At 58.0% G+C, this 17,600-nt stretch carries 15 protein-coding genes and 1 tRNA gene; 10 read left to right on the top strand and 6 right to left on the bottom strand.

Features of this window, described 5'->3' with window-relative positions; translation table 11 throughout:
* Positions 1-10: 10 nt before the first annotated feature.
* From QZW52_RS06155 to QZW52_RS06110, 10 genes are all read left to right on the top strand, one after another.
* A tRNA-Ser gene (locus tag QZW52_RS06155) sits at positions 11-98 on the top strand.
* Between the two features lie 574 nt (positions 99-672).
* Positions 673-1,659, top strand: a complete 987-nt coding sequence (locus QZW52_RS06150; RefSeq protein ID WP_293996381.1) for an EpsD family peptidyl-prolyl cis-trans isomerase — start codon at positions 673-675, stop codon at positions 1,657-1,659.
* Between the two features lie 3 nt (positions 1,660-1,662).
* Positions 1,663-2,508 (top strand): polysaccharide export protein EpsE, encoded by an 846-nt coding sequence (epsE, locus tag QZW52_RS06145; protein ID WP_293996379.1) that lies wholly within the window; start codon positions 1,663-1,665, stop codon positions 2,506-2,508.
* A gap of 133 nt (positions 2,509-2,641) precedes the next feature.
* Positions 2,642-4,045, top strand: a complete 1,404-nt coding sequence (epsF, locus tag QZW52_RS06140) for a chain length determinant protein EpsF (RefSeq protein ID WP_293996377.1) — start codon at positions 2,642-2,644, stop codon at positions 4,043-4,045.
* A 39-nt stretch (positions 4,046-4,084) separates the two neighbouring features.
* Complete coding sequence (locus QZW52_RS06135) at positions 4,085-5,296, top strand: EpsG family protein (RefSeq protein WP_293996375.1); 1,212 nt, start codon at positions 4,085-4,087, stop codon at positions 5,294-5,296.
* Between the two features lie 43 nt (positions 5,297-5,339).
* Positions 5,340-6,254, top strand: coding sequence for a polysaccharide biosynthesis tyrosine autokinase (locus QZW52_RS06130; RefSeq protein ID WP_293996373.1), 915 nt, complete (start codon positions 5,340-5,342; stop codon positions 6,252-6,254).
* A 152-nt stretch (positions 6,255-6,406) separates the two neighbouring features.
* On the top strand, positions 6,407-7,222 hold the full coding sequence (gene xrtB / locus QZW52_RS06125) for an exosortase B (RefSeq protein WP_434738281.1): 816 nt from the start codon (positions 6,407-6,409) through the stop codon (positions 7,220-7,222).
* Positions 7,219-7,902, top strand: coding sequence for an exosortase-associated protein EpsI, B-type (epsI, locus tag QZW52_RS06120; protein ID WP_293996369.1), 684 nt, complete (start codon positions 7,219-7,221; stop codon positions 7,900-7,902). The genes xrtB and epsI overlap by 4 nt, the downstream gene beginning before the upstream one ends.
* 8 nt (positions 7,903-7,910) lie before the next feature.
* The gene (locus QZW52_RS06115; protein ID WP_293996367.1) at positions 7,911-9,182 is read left to right on the top strand and encodes a lipopolysaccharide biosynthesis protein; all 1,272 of its coding nucleotides are present in this window, start codon (positions 7,911-7,913) and stop codon (positions 9,180-9,182) included.
* Positions 9,183-9,297: 115 nt separating this feature from the next.
* On the top strand, positions 9,298-10,227 hold the full coding sequence (locus QZW52_RS06110; RefSeq protein ID WP_293996365.1) for a glycosyltransferase family 2 protein: 930 nt from the start codon (positions 9,298-9,300) through the stop codon (positions 10,225-10,227).
* A 39-nt stretch (positions 10,228-10,266) separates the two neighbouring features.
* On the opposite strand, the gene QZW52_RS06105 is transcribed toward QZW52_RS06110, so the two are convergent.
* The 6 genes from QZW52_RS06105 to fdhF all read right to left on the bottom strand — a co-directional run bounded on the left by QZW52_RS06105 (position 10,267) and on the right by fdhF (position 17,554).
* Entirely contained in the window at positions 10,267-11,349 is a 1,083-nt protein-coding gene (locus QZW52_RS06105; RefSeq protein WP_293996363.1) for an NAD-dependent epimerase/dehydratase family protein, read from the bottom strand.
* Positions 11,350-11,468: 119 nt separating this feature from the next.
* On the bottom strand, positions 11,469-12,581 hold the full coding sequence (locus QZW52_RS06100) for a DegT/DnrJ/EryC1/StrS family aminotransferase (RefSeq protein ID WP_293996361.1): 1,113 nt from the start codon (positions 12,579-12,581) through the stop codon (positions 11,469-11,471).
* Positions 12,582-12,644: 63 nt separating this feature from the next.
* Positions 12,645-13,436, bottom strand: a complete 792-nt coding sequence (locus QZW52_RS06095) for a WecB/TagA/CpsF family glycosyltransferase (RefSeq protein ID WP_293996360.1) — start codon at positions 13,434-13,436, stop codon at positions 12,645-12,647.
* Positions 13,437-13,439: 3 nt separating this feature from the next.
* Entirely contained in the window at positions 13,440-14,294 is an 855-nt protein-coding gene (locus QZW52_RS06090) for a WecB/TagA/CpsF family glycosyltransferase (protein WP_293996359.1), read from the bottom strand.
* Positions 14,295-14,426: 132 nt separating this feature from the next.
* Entirely contained in the window at positions 14,427-14,684 is a 258-nt protein-coding gene (locus QZW52_RS06085) for a formate dehydrogenase subunit delta (RefSeq protein ID WP_293996357.1), read from the bottom strand.
* Positions 14,681-17,554: a formate dehydrogenase subunit alpha gene (fdhF, locus tag QZW52_RS06080; RefSeq protein ID WP_434738283.1), complete on the bottom strand. Its 2,874-nt coding sequence runs from the start codon at positions 17,552-17,554 to the stop codon at positions 14,681-14,683. The genes QZW52_RS06085 and fdhF overlap by 4 nt, the downstream gene beginning before the upstream one ends.
* Between the last annotated feature and the right edge of the window lie 46 nt (positions 17,555-17,600).

The following is a 17,600-nucleotide window of genomic DNA, read 5'->3' as shown; positions in this document are numbered from 1 at the left end:
CGCCCCGACGGGAAGCTTGGCAGAGTGGTCGATTGCACCGGTCTTGAAAACCGGCAACCCGCAAGGGTTCCAGGGTTCGAATCCCTGAGCTTCCGCCAGACCTTGGGCAGAAAACCAGGCCAGTGCGGCCCGTGCCTGTCCTTGGGGGATTATCTCGACAATCCCCTGGAAACCATGGCCCGAAGCCCGCCACAACGGGTAGCCAAAATACAGCGGGCAGGTTTCTGCAGCGGCGAGTCCAGCCCCCGCCATCCGGCCGCGCCCCCCAGCAGCACCCAGGGCTTCGCACACAGCGCACAGCCCCGCAGGCCCTGCCCGCGCACCCGCCAAAAGACTGGGATGGCGGGGACACACGCACGCTTTCATAATTTTCATTTCGAGTCGGTGCCAATATCTTCGGCCGATGTGAAATTCGTGGCACTTTTTGCCGGGCAGCAGTTATCGGCCGATGGCTCACGGACTGAAACTCAGTCGTGAAGGCTTGCCGTGCAGACTTAACGTGCGGGCAGGGAATGCACCACGCCCCTGCAATCCGGGGAAGCAAACCACCACGCCCAGCCGCTAAACTGCCACTGGTTTTACCCGTTTATCACCTCTTTCATTGCGAGCGCCACCGGTACGCGGTACGCAAAACGGATTCGGCAATCCGCTCGCCCTCGGAGTATGCAAGTCATGACCTTGTCCCTGTTCAGTTCCTCTGCCCCTCTGCGCACCACGCTCGTGCTGGGCGCGATCGCCACGGCCTCCCTGCTCGCTGCGTGCGGCGGAGGGGAAGGCGACAAGAAGGGTGCCTCCCAGGTAGCCGCCAAGGTCAACTCCAGCGAGATCTCGGTCCACCAGGTGAACTACGTGCTCCAACGCCAGCAGGGTCTCAAGCCCGAACAGGCGCAGGCCGTGGGTCGCCGCGTGCTGGACGGACTCGTGGACCAGGAGCTGGCCGTCCAGCAAGCCGTCGAGCAAAAGCTGGACCGTGACCCGCGCATCGTCTCCGCCATTGACGCCTCCCGCCGCGACATCCTGGCCCGCGCCTACGCCGACCGCATCGCCGAAGCCGCTGCTGCACCGACCCCGGAAGACATCAAGGCCTACTACGACAGCAAGCCGGCCCTGTTCTCCAAGCGCCGCATCTACGGTCTGCAGGAATTCAACATCGAGGCCAGCGCCGACCAGAAGACCGCACTGCAAGCCAAGATCCCGGCCCTGCGCAGCGCCGATGAACTGGCTGGCGCACTGAAGGCGGCCAACATCCGCTTCGCCGCCCGCAACGTGTCCCAGGCGCCGGAAAACATTCCCATGGGCTTCCTCGACCAGCTTGCCAAGGTCAACGAGGGCCAGTGGATCGTGGTCGCCACGCCAACCGGCCTGAACGCCGCGCTGGTGGCCTCGGCCAAACCGTCGCCCGTGACCGAAGAGTCCGCGAAAAAGGCGATCGAGCAGTTCCTTCTGAGCGACCGCAAGCGCAAACTCGTCACCGATGGCATCAAGGCGCTGCGTGGATCTGCCAAGATCGAGTACGTCGGCCAGTTTGCAGGTGCCGCCTCCGCACCTGCCGACGGCGGTGCGGCCGAGGCCCCCGCCGTGGCGCCGACGCCTCCGGCCGGCGCTTCCGATGCGCTGGACGCCTCCGCCCTCCAAAAAGGTCTTTCGGGTCTGAAGTAACACATGATGCTCACGCTAAACACCACCTCGTCCCTCTCCGCGCGCCTGCTACGGTGCGTGCTGCTTGCCTTCCTGTCCCTGGTGGCCCCTGCGCTGTCCTGGGCACAGGTGTCCGATGCCCAGCGTGACTACGTGCTGGGTGCGGGCGACGTGATCCGCGTGAGCGTCTACCAGAACGCGGACCTGACACTGGAAACCCGCGTGGCCGAAAGCGGCACCATCAGCTTTCCCCTGCTCGGCCAGATCAGGCTCGGCGGCCTGTCGATCCCCAAGGCGGAGAAGGTCATCGCCGACGGTCTGCGCAACGGCAACTTCGTGCGCCAGCCGCAGGTGAGCATCCTGGTCACGCAGATCCGGGGCAACCAGGCTTCCGTGCTGGGCATGGTCAACCGTCCGGGTCGCTATCCGATCGAGTTGACGGGCATGCGCCTGAGCGAGCTGCTTGCCACCGCTGGCGGCATCGCTGCAGGCGGCAGCGATCTGGTCACGCTGAGCGGCGTGCGCGACAGCCGGGCGTTCCGTGTCGTCATCGACTTGCCCAACCTGTTCTCGGCTTCGACCAAGGCCAACGACCCTGTGATCGTCAACGGCGACACGGTGTACGTGGACCGGATGCCGATGGTCTACATCTACGGTGAAGTGCAGCGTCCGGGTGCCATGCGGCTCGAACGCGACATGACGGTCATCCAGGCACTGGCCACCGGCGGCGGCCTGACCCAGCGCGGCACGGAAAAAGGACTGCGCGTCCATCGCCGCAATGCAGAGGGCAAGGTCGAGATCCTGCAACCCGGCATGAATGACGCGATGAAAGACGGCGACGTGATCTACGTGCGCGAAAGTCTGTTCTGACCGCATGACCCATATCCCAAGAGCTTGCCCTCGGTGCAACATCTCTTGGGATTCCTGCACCCATGCATTGCTTTTACAGCAAGACACCGTGCATATCTGAAATGCACCATTCCTCCATCAGGTGTGATCACTCATGACCATTGCGCAACTACTGTCAATATTGAAAGCGCGCTGGGTTTCAGCGGTTGTCGTATTGATACTGACCGTCAGCACCACGATCGGCATCAGTCTGTTACTGCCAAAAAGTTACACGGCGATCACAACGGTGGTTCTGGACGGTCGTGCAGTGGACCCGGTCGCAGGGACGCCAAACCTGACATCGCCTTCGTTCATGGCGACACAGGTAGACATCATCAACAGTGACAGAGTCGCGCAACAGGTGGTAACCAGGCTTCGGCTGACAGAAAATCCAGCACTGCGTCAGCGGTGGGCTGAGGAAACTGATCGCAAAGGCAACTTCAATACATGGGTAGTCGAACTATTCAAAAAACGACTGATTGTGAAGCCGGCACGCGAGAGCAGTGTCCTCACCATTGGCTACTCCAGCCCGGAACCCAGGTTTGCAAGCACGATTGCAAACGCCTTTGCACAGTCTTATATCGACGTGAGCATCGGGCTTCGATCGTCTCCTGCAAAACAATACAGCGAATTTTTCGATGCTCGAGGAAAAGACTTGCGTGCATCGGTTGAGCGCGCGCAAGCCAAACTTTCAGAGTTCCAGAAAGTCAATGGACTCCTGAATGCCGATGAACGGTTTGACATCGAAACTCAGCGACTCAACGAACTGAACTCGCAACTGGTCATCCTGCAAGCAGTGGCCATTGAGTCGTCCAGCAGGAAGAATGAGGCAAAGACTTCTGCGGATCAGATACCTGACGTGATCAACAATGGTCTGGTGTCATCGCTGCGAACAGATCTGGTTCGCCAAGAAAGTCGCTTGACCGAAATTCGATCAAAGTTCGGGGACGAGCACCCGCAAGTCAAGGAGTTGCGCGCCAGCATTTCAGAACTGCAGCGTCGCCTGGAAACGGAAACCAGTCGCATCACGGGAAGTGTCGGCGTATCCAACAACATCAACAAGCAAAGAGAACTTGAGATCCGTGCATCGCTTGATGCGCAGCGCGCCAAAGTACTGAAACTCAGAGCGCAGCGTGACGAAGCCATGGTGCTGCAACGTGAAGCAGAGACGGCACAGCGCGCTTACGAACAAGTCACCATGCGCCTCAATCAGTCCAATCTCGAGAGTCAACTGACTCAGACCAATATTTCAGTACTCTCGCCTGCAACAGACCCTAATGAACCGTCATCGCCCAACATAGCGATCAACTCAATGATCGGACTGGTCGCAGGAATCATTCTTGGGATAACAACATCGATCACAAGAGAGTCCCTGAACAAGAAGATAAGAACCCTCGACGATCTTCATCAGAAAATTGACGTCCCCATCATTGGATACCTTCCAAAACCGACAAAACAAAATCGCACAGCACTCAGCAGAAAATATACGCCAATCACACTCGAAGCACATCAAAAATAGATGACATCACCATCAATAAAATTTGAATCACTGCTGTCGTTGCTGCTGCCGATTTTTCGCTACCCCAGGAAAACATTAAAATACATCGCGACAGCAACATTGGCAATAATATTTTTTCTGCTGTACTTTAGATTTCCATTTTTAATTATTGCAGCAGCACTCATAACATTAATACTAATAACAAACAACAGCTTCTCAGTAAAGATATCAACAGTAATAACAATAACCGCATTACTTTGCTGGATAAACTCCGGAAAATATCTATCTGGCGACCTAACTTGGTATTATGATCATTTTTTACTATTAAAAAAATTACCGCTAACAAGTTATCTCGGCAGCCGCGTAAATCAGTTCACAATAAAAATAAATGAGCCATTCTACTACACTATTTCTTTTATATTATCTAGAATATCAGACGGAAATACCATGGTCCTCAATATATTCATCACTGGATGGATATATTTGCTGACCGGGGCAGCTTTTTCAAAGATGCTTAATTCGTCAGGATTATCCCCAGCAAAAACAATGGCTGCTTTGACCGCGGCAATGTTTACGGGCGTAACATTTTCACTTACAACACATCTGGTTCGTCAAGAATTTGCATCCGCTGCATTTCTTCTCTGTGCCACGTCACTTATCCTCAAAGAAACAAAGCTGGCAATACTTTTCGGCATAATATCAATTACAAGCCACGAATCAACCTATATACCTTTCTCTTGCTTATTAATTGGATATTTTTATCAGAAAATTGAAATTCCATCCGGAAAAACAGACAAAATCGTAAAAATATTTCTTTTACTTATATTTTCCGGAATTGGCATTTATTACTCAACCCATATTGCAATAGACAACATATTTCAGAGGATTCGCAGCGATGGCGACATTAACCCAATAACCATGTCATTGGATGCGCTACTCTATATAGCCGTATTTTTTCATGCAAAAAAATCAAATAATGAATTAATTCTAAAATTGTTATTCATTGCAGCACTTTATTTTTCATTCCTGATTGGCGTCTCCGCAACTCCATTAGCATTCCTGCGGATGTATTTTTATGTCGATCTATTCCGTGGTTGTGAAGTAATTTATCTATCAGTAGCCCTACTCAGGTCGAATTATGGTGAATTAATGATATTCCCAATAATAATAATTTCAACCATGTACATAGAATTAAGAATTCTGGTATCAAACTTCGCATATTACGGCGGCGGAATAATTGGTCACTTGCTTTTCCCAATATTTTTTATATAAGCCATTATAACCCACCCAAAGCCCAATCAACCTACGGATCAAAATGTCTCAGCATACAAACAGCGAAATAAAAAATAAGCAAAACTCAGGCGCCTATGATTCCTACGTTGAGGTACAGGAAGGAAAAAATATAGCTATAGGCCAGCTTATCAAAAACAACAATAACCTCACTCCAGATCAGTTAAAAGAAATACTTGATTTTCAAAAACAAAATAATATAAAGTTTGGCGAATCAGCAGTAAAACTTGGCTACGCAAGCGACTCCGATGTTGTGTTTGCCCTAAGCCAGCAATTCAATTATCCATATACACCAGAAAATACTGCGACCATCCATTCAGAGTTAATTTCTGCATCGCAACCATTTGGGAAGCAAGCAGAAGCGTTCAGGGCAATCAGAAGTCAGCTCATGATGCGGGTATTCAGCCCACAAGAGCCGAAGAGAGCGCTGGCGATCACGAGTCCCGGCCATGGAGAGGGCCGTACTTTTCTAACCGCAAATCTAGGGATTGTTTTAGCCCAACTGGGCGGTAGAACTCTGATTGTTGACGGGAACTTGCGAAATCCACGCCTGCATGAATTATTCTCCATTCCCAATACCTCTGGACTCACCGGTGTACTCAGTGGCAGGCAAGAGGAGAATGTCATTTATCAGGCAGCAGACATTCCCAGCTTGTTCGTCATGCCTGTTGGCATCACACCCCCAAATCCACTGGAGCTGCTAGAACGTCCGGCATTTCGCTTGCTCATCAGCGAGCTGTTGCGCAAATTTGACCATGTTCTCATTGACACCCCAGCGGGTAGCGTTGGCAGTGACGCTTTCGTGATCGCGGCCCGCAGTGGCGCTGCCCTGACACTGGCCAGAAGACACCGAACGGGAACAGAAGATCTGGCCAACTTCACATCACAATTGAAAGAAACCTCTGCAAAACTAACTGGCGTTATTGTGAATGAATTTTGATTCATATCAAAACAGCATCATTTAATTTGCCCATAAATTCTGCGGAAACCAGTATGCCCCACCAAACAATAAATCCTATCGACAGCGCCACTGTCGATTCAACAAAAAACGTGCTCACACCGTGGATCATCTCCTTAGCTGGAGTGATTAGCATGTACAGCCTGACTTTTTGGGATTTATTTCACGGACTTTGGGCTGGAGATCAACAGGGGCATGGGCCTATCGTCCTTGCAATTTCTATTTGGCTACTTTGGCAAAACAGGCTGGAACTACTTTCCTTACTCATTAAACCAAAATTCATCGCCGGATGGACAGCACTCTTGTTCGGATTACTAATTTATCTAGTTGGGCGATCGCAAAATATTTTAATATTCGAAGTAGGATCAATAGTACTGATTGTTACTGGCTTACTGCTACTATTGAGTGGTTACTCTGCCGTAAAATTAATGTGGTTTCCAATATTTTTCATGGTCTTCATGGTGCCGCTACCTGGAGTCTTTGTAGATGCCCTGACGCAACCCATGAAAGTCGCCGTATCCTATGTTGCGGAATTCGTTCTCTACCATTTTGGCTACCCCATCAGTCGCAGTGGCGTGATCCTACAAATTGGTCAATACCAGCTCTTGGTGGCCGATGCATGTGCAGGCCTTAATACACTATTTACCCTTGAAGCACTGGGCCTGCTCTACCTCAATCTGGTTCGCCATCAATCGGCCACCCGAAATATTTTGCTGGCCATTTTCATCGTACCGATCAGCTTCACAGCTAACGTGATTCGTGTAATGGTTCTTACCCTGATCACTTACCATTTTGGTGATGCAGCGGGACAAGGGTTCTTGCACGGATTCGCCGGCATGGTGCTTTTCCTTGCAGCACTGGCGCTGATCATCGCATTGGATAGCTTGTTGCGCATGCTTTCACCGAATAAACCACCAGATCAACCAATCGCTGTACGGACTGCCCCATGAACAAACAATCCATCACAGCCCTTATTGCTGCTGTATTCATGTCGCTTACCGCAGCATCGGCCAATCATTTACGTCCAACCCATTATTTTTCAGATACCCGCGGGACACGTACACTAGAGAAAATCGTACCGGCTAGATTTGGTACTTGGCAGCAGCAAGATCTCGCAGGAAACATTGTCAACCCGCAGCAGCAGCAACTGCTCGGCGAGCTATACTCTGAGCAAATCAACCGCGCCTATGTCTCCGCTCAAGGTTACCGGATCATGCTGTCGATTGCTTACGGCAAAAATCAGAATGATTCTTTCCAAGTTCATTTGCCCGAAATATGCTACCCAGCACAAGGTTTTCAGGTACTTTCCAATTACAGGGTAAACCTTGATACTGATTTTGGAAAGATACCTGCAAAACAACTCAAGACGACTTATCAGTCACAGCGCATAGAGCCAGTCACCTACTGGACAACGATTGGGAATTACGCTGTCAAATCTGGCACGGACAAGAAATTGAAGGAAATAGAGTACGCCATGAAGGGAGAGATTGCTGACGGTTTGCTTTTTCGCATCTCCAGCCTTGACCCAGATCTTCCTCGCGCTTTTTCGGCGCACCAGCAATTTGTCTCGTCCATGATGGCATCCATTTCAGCAGAAGACAGGCTGCGTTTGTCTGGCCTCACTCGGTAGCTCACTGCATGGCAATCAATTGGCGCAAAGCTGCCAAGGTTGGCACCTCGATTTTTGACCAAGCTTGGCTGAGTGGCATCAGTCTGCTCATATCGCTCGTTTTTGTCCGTGAACTAGAAAAGGAAGAATTCGGGCTTTACGTTCTTCTTTTTAATACGGCACTGTTTTTTCAAGGAATCAGTGGTGCGCTGCTATCAGCGCCATACACCACAATTTATCCTCGTCAGCCAGAATCCAGCCGGAACACCGTGGTGGCCATTTATACACACGGCACGGTCATTTTTTCCATTTTTGCGGCTTTATTTTCACTAGTTGGATATTTTGCCTATAGTGCTTTTTTCCATGATTCTCTGATGACGCTCGCGACCGGCTTAGGCTTCTGCGCTTGCATTTTTGGCTCCATATTAAAAGACAATATTCGAGTATTTCATTACTCCCAGAATAATCCTTCATCTGCACTGAAAAGCAATGTTTTCTATGGGATACTATTGGTCATCAGTATTTTCCTAATGATACATTTTCGTGCTGTATCAGCGGCTTCAGTATTGGCATTAATTGGAATTGCGAGCGCAGTCGTCAGTCTGCCGCAACTAATGCAGTCAACCATTTTTGATGGTATCAAGCATGGCCGATCGCGCCAATCGGAAATTGAAAAACTGCTGATTCATGAATTCTGGGCATGTGGGCGCTGGGCGGTACTTGGATCGTTCGTCACGCTCTTGACAAGTAACACTTACCCCTATTTGGCAGCAATTAGCTTCAGCAAATCAGAAGTGGCTGACATTTCAGTCGCCAGACTGCTATCGACGCCAATTGCCTTGGTTGGCGCGGCCTGGTTCAATCTAATGCGACCACGCCTTTCGCAATGGGCATCTGCACGGCAGTACGAACAGCTTGATAGCACTGTTAAAAAATCCGTCGCAGCCGCCACACTGCTCTCTATCAGCATGGGCGCAACAGTATATTTTTTTGATGACTTTATCCGCATGCTGTTCGGCACGAAATACTCCAATCTCAGCACGCTGACACTGCTGTGGACGGCCCAAGCGGGGCTGGCATTCATCAAGGGCATCTACGCAGCCACCCTCATGACAGGCGATGCAGGCTTCAAGGATCTCAGCAGAATTGGTGTCATCACGCTCGCTGCCACTGTCGTCGTCATGCTCATCGCCAGTGCCATGCCTCATTCAGGCTCAATCGTGCTGGCATTGGCTCTGCTGGAAATCATCCAGATTGTCCTGATTCGTCGCAAGCGGTATCGCATGCAATTGCAGAGATGACCAGACCCAGACGCCCTCGCGTCTTTGATACGTTACTCTGCCCACTATTTTTTATTCTGCTCTCGTGGCATCGCGCCTACGCAGAAATGGTTGTAGCACTCGGTAGTTGAAATTCATGCATACGCCCAGCCGGCTGATTTCCGTTTGCATCTGCACCTACCAACGCCCCGATGGTTTGCGCAAAGCCTTGCAGTCTCTGCTCGACATGCAAACCCCCTCAGGGTGTCGCGTGGAGATTATCGTGGTGGACAACGCCCCCGCAGGCTGCGCGGCCGCAGTAGTTGATTCATTTCTTAGCGCCGATCCGTTGCTGCATCTGAAGTACCTCCAGGAGCCATCACCTGGAGTCAGCCATGCCCGCAACCGCTGCCTCGACAGCGCCACAGGCGAAGTCATGGCGTTCATCGACGACGACGAGTTTGTCGAGCCGCAGTGGCTGGTCGAGCTAATACGCTGCCTCGACAGTACGGGAGCGGATGCAGTATTCGGGCCTGTCGTGCCGTTCTTCGAAGTTTCTCCGACAGCGTGGCTTGTGGCGTCCAGGGTGAATGACCGCATGCGGTTTGCGACCGGCACGGCACTTCCCTGGCGAGATGCCCGCACGGGCAATGTCATGCTGAGTCGCCGCATGATCGAAGGGGGGCACCGGTTCTCCACCGAATTCGCACGTACCGGCGGTGAGGACAGTCTGTTCTTTGCCACCACCATTCAGCGTGGGTGCAAGCTGGTGTGGTGCGACGAGGCGGTGGTCCAGGAATCGGTTCCAGCCGAGCGCATGGCGCGGGCGTGGGTGCTGCACAGGGCCTTCATGGGTGGACGCACTTATGTGCGGCTGGAGGCGCGGCTGGGGCAACACCGCTGGCCTTATGCCTATTTCGCGCTGCGGGGGCTGCTGTCAGCCTTGGTGTCGATGGTGGTTATCGCGGCGCTTTATGTGCGTGGAGATGACCAGCATGTGCGCCAGTTGTGCCGACTATATGGACACTTGGGCAAGATAGCCGCACGTTTTTATTCGGATGGTCCATACGCAGGGGGCCAGCAGTGACCCGATCGGTCGGGCAGGCACACCGCTGTGGTGATGGACTCACTGGAGCGTGAGACTGCCCACTGCCCGCGGAACGACAGCGGGAATGCGACCAAACACCGCGGTGTGCTCGATCGCTGCCTTGGCCTCCCGACCTTGTGCCAACACTTCGTGTATCCAGCGCAAGGCACGGGCTTCCGGTGGCTCCGCACACGCACTGGAACCCAGCACCTCAATCAGCCCGCGTACACCGGCACACAAGTCCACCTCGGGCCGGTAGCCCAGCAGCTCCTGCGCCTTGGCGTGGCTGGGGCGGTGGTGGTGGAGATCTGGCGCACCGCCCAGGGGATTGACAACGACCGTGCTACCCAGCTCGGTACGGATCGCATCCGCCACCGCTGCACCGCTCAGGTTGTGGTGGCTGATGTTGAAGATTTGTCGGCTGACCACTGCGGCAGGTGCCTTGAGCGCCGCCAGGATACCGGCCACCGCGTCGCTCAGATGCACATGGCCCCGGCACTGCACGCCGTGGCTGTCCAGCGTGATCCGCCGCAGGCGCAGCGCACTGAGGACCATGGCGTGGACCATGAGGTCCAGACGCATCCGGACACCTTGTCCGTGGACCAGGCCCATCCTCAGGACCGCAGGGGCGAACCCCAGTCCAGCCAGCGGCAAGATGGCGGCCTCGGCCATCAGAAAATGCTGTGCCTGGTGCGTGAGCGGCCGCACGGGCGATGTTTCGGTGCAGTCCTGGGTGCCGGCATGGCCGTAGACCGTGCAACTGCTGATCAACAGGTAGCGCGGCACACCGCAACTGCGTGCCAGTTGGGCCAGGCGGACTTGCGCGCGGTGGTTGACGGCGTCGGCACCTGCCGGGTCCGATTCGGCGGCCAATTCGCTGGACATGCCCGCCAGATCGACCACCGCGTGCATCCCGGTGAGGTGTCCGCGGTGCAGCGCACGCGTGTCCATGCGGTGGATGTGCAAGCGGCTGTGCTGGCGCAGATCGGCCAGCCCCTGGTCGCCGAAGATCATGCTGTCCACGGCCGTGACGACATGTCCGCGCTCCAACAACGCACGCACCAGCGCCGAACCGATGTAGCCGGCGGCACCAGTGACCAGTATTTGCTGAGGGCGTTCCATGGCGGAGGGGCTGGGAGAGCGGCGAGAACCGGGAGAAGAGACTGTGCCGTGTTGGCCGGCCTGTGCAGTCCCCTCGAACACGGGTTGTTTCCAAATACCCGTGCAAGGCGAGAACTAAGTCAGCCTCCGCTGGGTTTGCGGGACAAGGTGTTGCGAATGACCTCGACCACATGGTGTACGTCGCTGTCCTGAATGCCCTGGTGGATCGGCAAGCACAGTCCCTCGCCGTACAGGGTGTCACAGATCGGCAGATCCACCGGATCCACCAGCCCCTTCAGGCACGGCTGCCGGTGCAGCGGGTAGAACATCGACCGCGTCTGCACCCCGGCCAACTCCAGCGCATCGCGCAACTCCGGCATCCGCGGACACAGGATGGGAAACCGGAAGGGAATGAACTCGGAGTTCGGATCGACCCGCATGAAGCGCACCTGCGACAGGCCCGTCAGTCCCTCCTGGAACAAGGCGTAGCGGCGCAGGCGGTCGATCTTGACCTGCGGCAGGCGCGCCATCTGCGCCTGTCCGACCGCGCACTGCATGTCCGTGACACGGAAGTTCATGCCCAGCGATTCGTGGATGAACGACCCGCTCGACTCGCGCCCCTGGTTGCGCAGCAGGCTGATGCGCCGGGCCAGGTGCTGCTCGCGGGACAGCACCGCCGCACCCTCGCCCATGGTGATGGTCTTGTCGGCGAAGAAGGACACCACGCCGACATCTCCGAACGTGCCCGCGTGCTGCCCGCGGTAGCGCACGCCACAGGCTTGCGCGGCATCCTCGATGACCGCCAGTCCATGGCGCTTGCCGACGGCTGCGATCTCGGCGGCATAGGCGGCCTGACCGTAGATGTGGACCGGCATCAGCGCCGAGGTGCGCGGAGTGATGGCACGCTCGAATGCCTCCGGGCGGGCAGTGAAGGTGTTCGGATCGACATCGATCAGCACGGGCTTGAGCCCCGCGAACACCGCCGCACTGGCAGAGGCCATGAAGGTGAATCCGGGAATGATGATCTCGCTGCCACGGGGCAGGTCGAGTGCCAGCAATGCCAGGAACAGCCCCAGTGTGCCGTTGGGCGCCAGCGCGATGTGGTTGGCGCCAGTGAGCTGGCTCAGGCTTTGCCGGAAGGCCGAGGCAGCGGGCCCTTCGGTCAGCCAGTTCCGCTCGATGCAGCCGTTGAGCGCCTCCAACTCCGAACGTCCAAGCCAGGGTTCGACTTGCTGGATACGGTGGAACTGCATGTGTTTTATCCCCTTTTGCCGACGGTTGATGTCTGCTGCAAGCTTAATCGCGGAGAACACAGTTCAGCGCAGATGTACCAGCACGTGCCGTGCAAACTGCCTCAAGGCACCCACCACGAACAGGGTGTTGTTGACCAGGTAGCGTTTCCAGAGCCGGTGCGGCTCCTGCGTCAGCCGAAAGAGCCATTCCAGACCATGCTCGCGCATCCAGGTTGGCGCACGCGCGACCGTGCCCGCGTGGAAGTCGATGCCCGCTCCGATGCCCAGCATCACCGCCTGTACGCGACCCCGGTGCTCGAACATCCAGCGGTCTTCCTTGGGGCATCCCAGTCCGGTCATCACCAGGTGTGCGCCGGAGGCATTGATGCGTGCGACATCGGCCCTGTCCTCCTCGTCCGACAGGGCGCGGAACGGCGGTGAATGCATTCCGACGATGTTCAGCGCCGGGTAGGCCGCCTGCAGTGCGTCTTGCAGGGCGGCCAGCGTGGCGTCCGTGGTCCCGTAGACATACACCCCAAGCCCGCGCTGCTCGGCCTCGACCAGCAGCAGCTCCATCAGGTCCGGGCCATTGATGCGCTGCTGCCGAGGGTGCCCGAGGTGGCGGAGCATCCAGGCAACCGGCCAGCCGTCGGGCGTGACCATGTCGGCTTCGGCGATGTGGTGGCCGTGGCGAGATTCGTGGCTGGCCCGCACGATCGAGTGGGCATCGCAGATCGACACATACCGCGACTCGCGGGCCTTGGCCCACCCACAGATCCGCTCGACGGCCGTCGGCCAATCCAGCACATCGACCGGCACGCCGAGCACGGGTGACCTGACACGACCTATCCCTGCATCGGCAGTCGTGGCATCCATGGCTCAGCGGGTCAGCAATTGTTTCACGACCTGGACCATGAACCGGGTGTTGGTCACGATGTACCGCCGTCCCAGGCGACGCGGCTCCGACCAGAAGCGGTGCAGCCATTCGAGGCCCAGACGCTGCATCCAGCCGGGTGCACGCTGCAAGGTGCCCGCGTGGTAATCAAACGCTGCGCCAACACCCACCATCACGGCCTGGATGCGCCCGCGGTGGGCCGCCATCCAGCGTTCCTGCTTCGGACAGCCGAGACTGACCCAGACGGTGCCGGCTCCTGAAGCATTGATGCGCTGCACCACTTCGGCGTCCTCCTCGGGCGTGAGCGCGCGGAACGGCGGCGAGTAGCTCCCCGAGATCTGCAGCGTCGGAAACGTCTTGTGCAGGCTTTTCTGGAGCGTTTCCAGCGTCCCGGGCGTGTTGCCGTACAGGAAAATGCGCTCGTCGCGTTGAGCAGCCTGGGCACAGTAGCGGAACATCAGGTCGGGTCCGTTGATCCGCATCTGGTTGCGGTAACCCAGCCGCCGCATCATCCAGGCCACCGGCGCTCCATCCGGTGTGGCCATGTCGGCCTCCTGGATCACATCGTGGAAGTCCGGATCCTGTTGCGCGGTGATCACGGAGTGAACGTTGCAGATGCAGACATAGCGGCTCTCTCGCCGCTGCGCCCAGCCGGTGATCACTGCGCAGGTCTCGTCCCACGAAATGGCATCGATCGGAGCGCCAACCACGCTGACCAGCGTGCGCTCACCACCCGAAATCAGCAAATTCGATGGTGGGAGGGAGCTGGAGAAATCGTGCCGAGGGAGCATGGTCGCGAAAAAGTGGGGGCTTGAATAGTAAGCGGCGCCGTCGGCCACCACGCCCAAAACTTGAGCGCACCAGCGTGCGCCGCACGATATGTACGCGCACGAATTCACACATGCCCGCCCCACTGCATCCAGACGAAAGCATGGGGATTCACTTTCTTTTGCAGCGATCGCCCCGCCCGGTCATCGCTCTCCGGGGTCCAGCACGGCGCGACGCGACAGCGCGGCCTGCAGCACCAGTGCGCTCAGCCCCGCACCAGCCGCCGATCCGTCCAGATGGGCATAAAGCTGGCGCCGCATCCGCGGCTCCCAGAACTTGCGCAGGTGGTTGGCGACACCGTCCACCGCCTCGTCCCGGTCGGGGAAGGCATCGAAGAACTCCCCGATGCGGTTGGCCAGGCGCACGAGGGTCTGTGCGGGGTCGTGGGCGTGCTCGCTCATCGTGCGGACTCCAGCAGGACTTGCTGTTCGTGGCTGAACGTGGCGAAATCGCGCTGCCACTCGCTCATCGGACTCGCCTGCGTGACCTTGCTGACCTGCACCGCCGTCACCTTGTACTCGGGGCAGTTGGTCGCCCAGTCGCTGGAATCGGTGGTGATGACATTGGCGCCGGACTCGGGGAAGTGGAAGGTGGTGTAGACCACGCCCGGCTGCACCCGCTCGGTGACATCGGCCCGCAACACCGTCTCGCCCGCCCGGCTGGCGATGCCGACCCAGTCGCCGTCCTTCACGCCGCGCTCTTCAGCGTCGTGCGGGTGGATCTCCAGCCGGTCCTCTTCGTGCCAGCGGCTGTTCTCGGTGCGGCGGGTCTGGGCGCCGACGTTGTACTGGCTGAGCACGCGGCCAGTCGTCAGGATCAGCGGGAAGCGGCGCGTCACCTTCTCGTCGCTCGCCACGTACTGCGTCGGCAGGAAACGCCCCTTGCCGCGCACGAAGCGGTCGATGTGCATGATCGCCGTTCCCGCCTCGTCGGTCGTCTCGTTGCACGGCCACTGCACGCTGCCGAGCCGCTCGATCTTCTCGAAGCTCACGCCTGCGAAGCTCGGGGTCAGCGAAGCGATCTCGTCCATGATCTGCGACGGGTGCGTGTAGTGCATCGGGTAGCCGAGCGCGTTGGCGAACGCCTGCGTCACCTCCCAGTCCGCCTTGCCCGCCAGCGGCGGCATCACCTGGCGCACGCGGCTGATGCGGCGCTCGGCGTTGGTGAAGGTGCCGTCCTTTTCGAGGAAGGACGCGCCCGGCAGGAAGACGTGGGCGTACTTGGCCGTCTCGTTGAGGAAGAGATCCTGCACGACGACACACTCCATCGCCGACAGCGCCGCCGCGACGTGCTGCGTGTCCGGGTCGGATTGCGCGGGGTCTTCGCCCTGTACGTACAGCGCCTTGAAGCTGCCGTCGAGCGCCGCGTCGAGCATGTTCGGGATGCGCAGCCCCGGCTCCGGGTTCAGCGTCACGCCCCAGGCGGCGTCGAACTGGGCGCGCACGGTCGTGTCGCTGATGTGGCGGTAGCCGGGGAGTTCGTGCGGGAAGCTGCCCATGTCGCAGGAGCCTTGCACGTTGTTCTGGCCCCGCAGCGGGTTCACGCCGACGCCTTCCCGGCCGACCATCCCGCAGGCCATCGCGAGGTTGGCGATGCCGATCACCATCGTCGAGCCTTGCGCGTGTTCAGTGACACCGAGGCCGTAGAAGATCGCGCTGTTGCCGCCCCGACCGCCACCCGCGTAAAGCCGCGCCGCGCCGCGCACGACCTCGGCCGGCACGCCGCTGACCTCGGCCATCGCTTCGGGCGAGTTCTCGGGCTTCGACACGAACTCGCGCCACTGCTGAAAGCTCTTCGGGTCACAGCGTTCGGCGACATACGCCTCGTTCACCAAGCCTTCGGTGACGACGACGTGGGCCAGCGCCGTGATGACCGCGACGTTGGTGCCGGGCTTGAGCTGCAGGTGGTGGTCGGCCTTGACGTGCGGGGCGTCCACGAGGTCGATGCGGCGCGGATCGACGACGATCAGCCGTGCGCCTTGCCGCAGCCGCTTCTTCAGACGCGAGGCGAACACCGGGTGGCCCTCGCTCGGGTTGGCGCCGATGACCATCACCACGTCGGTGTGCTCGACCGACTTGAAGGTCTGCGTGCCGGCCGAGGTGCCGAAGGTCTGGCCGAGTCCGTAGCCGGTCGGGCTGTGGCAGACACGGGCGCAGGTGTCCACGTTGTTGGTGCCGAACGCGGCGCGGATCAGCTTCTGCACGAGGTAGGTTTCCTCGTTGGTGCAGCGGCTCGACGTGATGCCGCCGACCGAATCGCGGCCGTAGGTGCCCTGGATGCGGCGGAATTCACCGGCGGCATGGCTCAACGCCTCGTCCCAGCTCACCTCGCGCCACGGATCGGTGATCTTCTCGCGCACCATCGGCTTGGTCAGGCGGTCCTTGTGCGTCGCGTAGCCCCAGGCGAAGCGGCCCTTGATGCAGCTATGGCCCTCGTTGGCCTTGCCGTCCTTCCACGGCGTCATGCGCACGACCTGCGTGCCCTTCATCTCGGCCTTGAAACTGCAACCCACGCCGCAGTAGGCGCAGGTGGTGACGACGCTATGCTCGGGCTGGCCGAGTTCGATCACCGTCTTCTCGGTCAGCGTCGCCGTCGGGCAGGCTTGCACGCAGGCGCCGCAGGAGACGCACTCGCTCTGCATGAACGGCTCGTCCATCCCGGGTGAGACACGCGATTCGAAGCCGCGGCCCGAGATGGTCAGCGCGAACGTCCCTTGCACCTCTTCGCACGCACGCACGCAGCGGTTGCAGACGATGCACTTGCTCGGGTCGTAGGTGAAGTACGGGTTCGATTCGTCCTTGGCGTGGGCGAGGTGGTGGCGTCCGGTGACACTGGCCACGGACGTTTCGCCGACGCCGTAGCGCACGTTGCGCAGGCCGACCACGCCCGCCATGTCCTGCAGCTCGCAGTCGCCGTTGGCCGCGCAGGTCAGGCAGTCGAGCGGGTGGTCGCTGATGTACAGCTCCATCACGCCCTTGCGCAGCTTCTGCAGCGTCGGGCTTTGCGTGCGCACGTTCATGCCGGCTTCGGCGGGCGTGGTGCAGGACGCCGGGGTGCCGCGCCGGCCGTCGATCTCGACCAAGCACAGGCGGCACGAACCGAACGGCTCCAGCGAATCGGTGGCGCAGAGTTTCGGCACCTGGATGCCCGCGTCCACGGCAGCGCGCATCAGCGACGTGCCCTTCGGCACTGTGACGGCGAAGCCGTCGATGGTCAGCGTGACCGGCTCGGCATCCAAGCCCAGGCGGCTCACGGGGGTGCCGTGGTCGATTTCCTGGACCTTGAACGAGGCAAGCGCCTGGATCGGGATGATCGGG

Source organism: Sphaerotilus sp. (assembly GCF_013299175.1).
Classification (GTDB): Bacteria; Pseudomonadota; Gammaproteobacteria; order Burkholderiales; family Burkholderiaceae_C; genus Sphaerotilus.
Note: the sequence above shows the minus strand (reverse complement) of the source record. Positions and strands in the feature narration are given on the sequence as shown.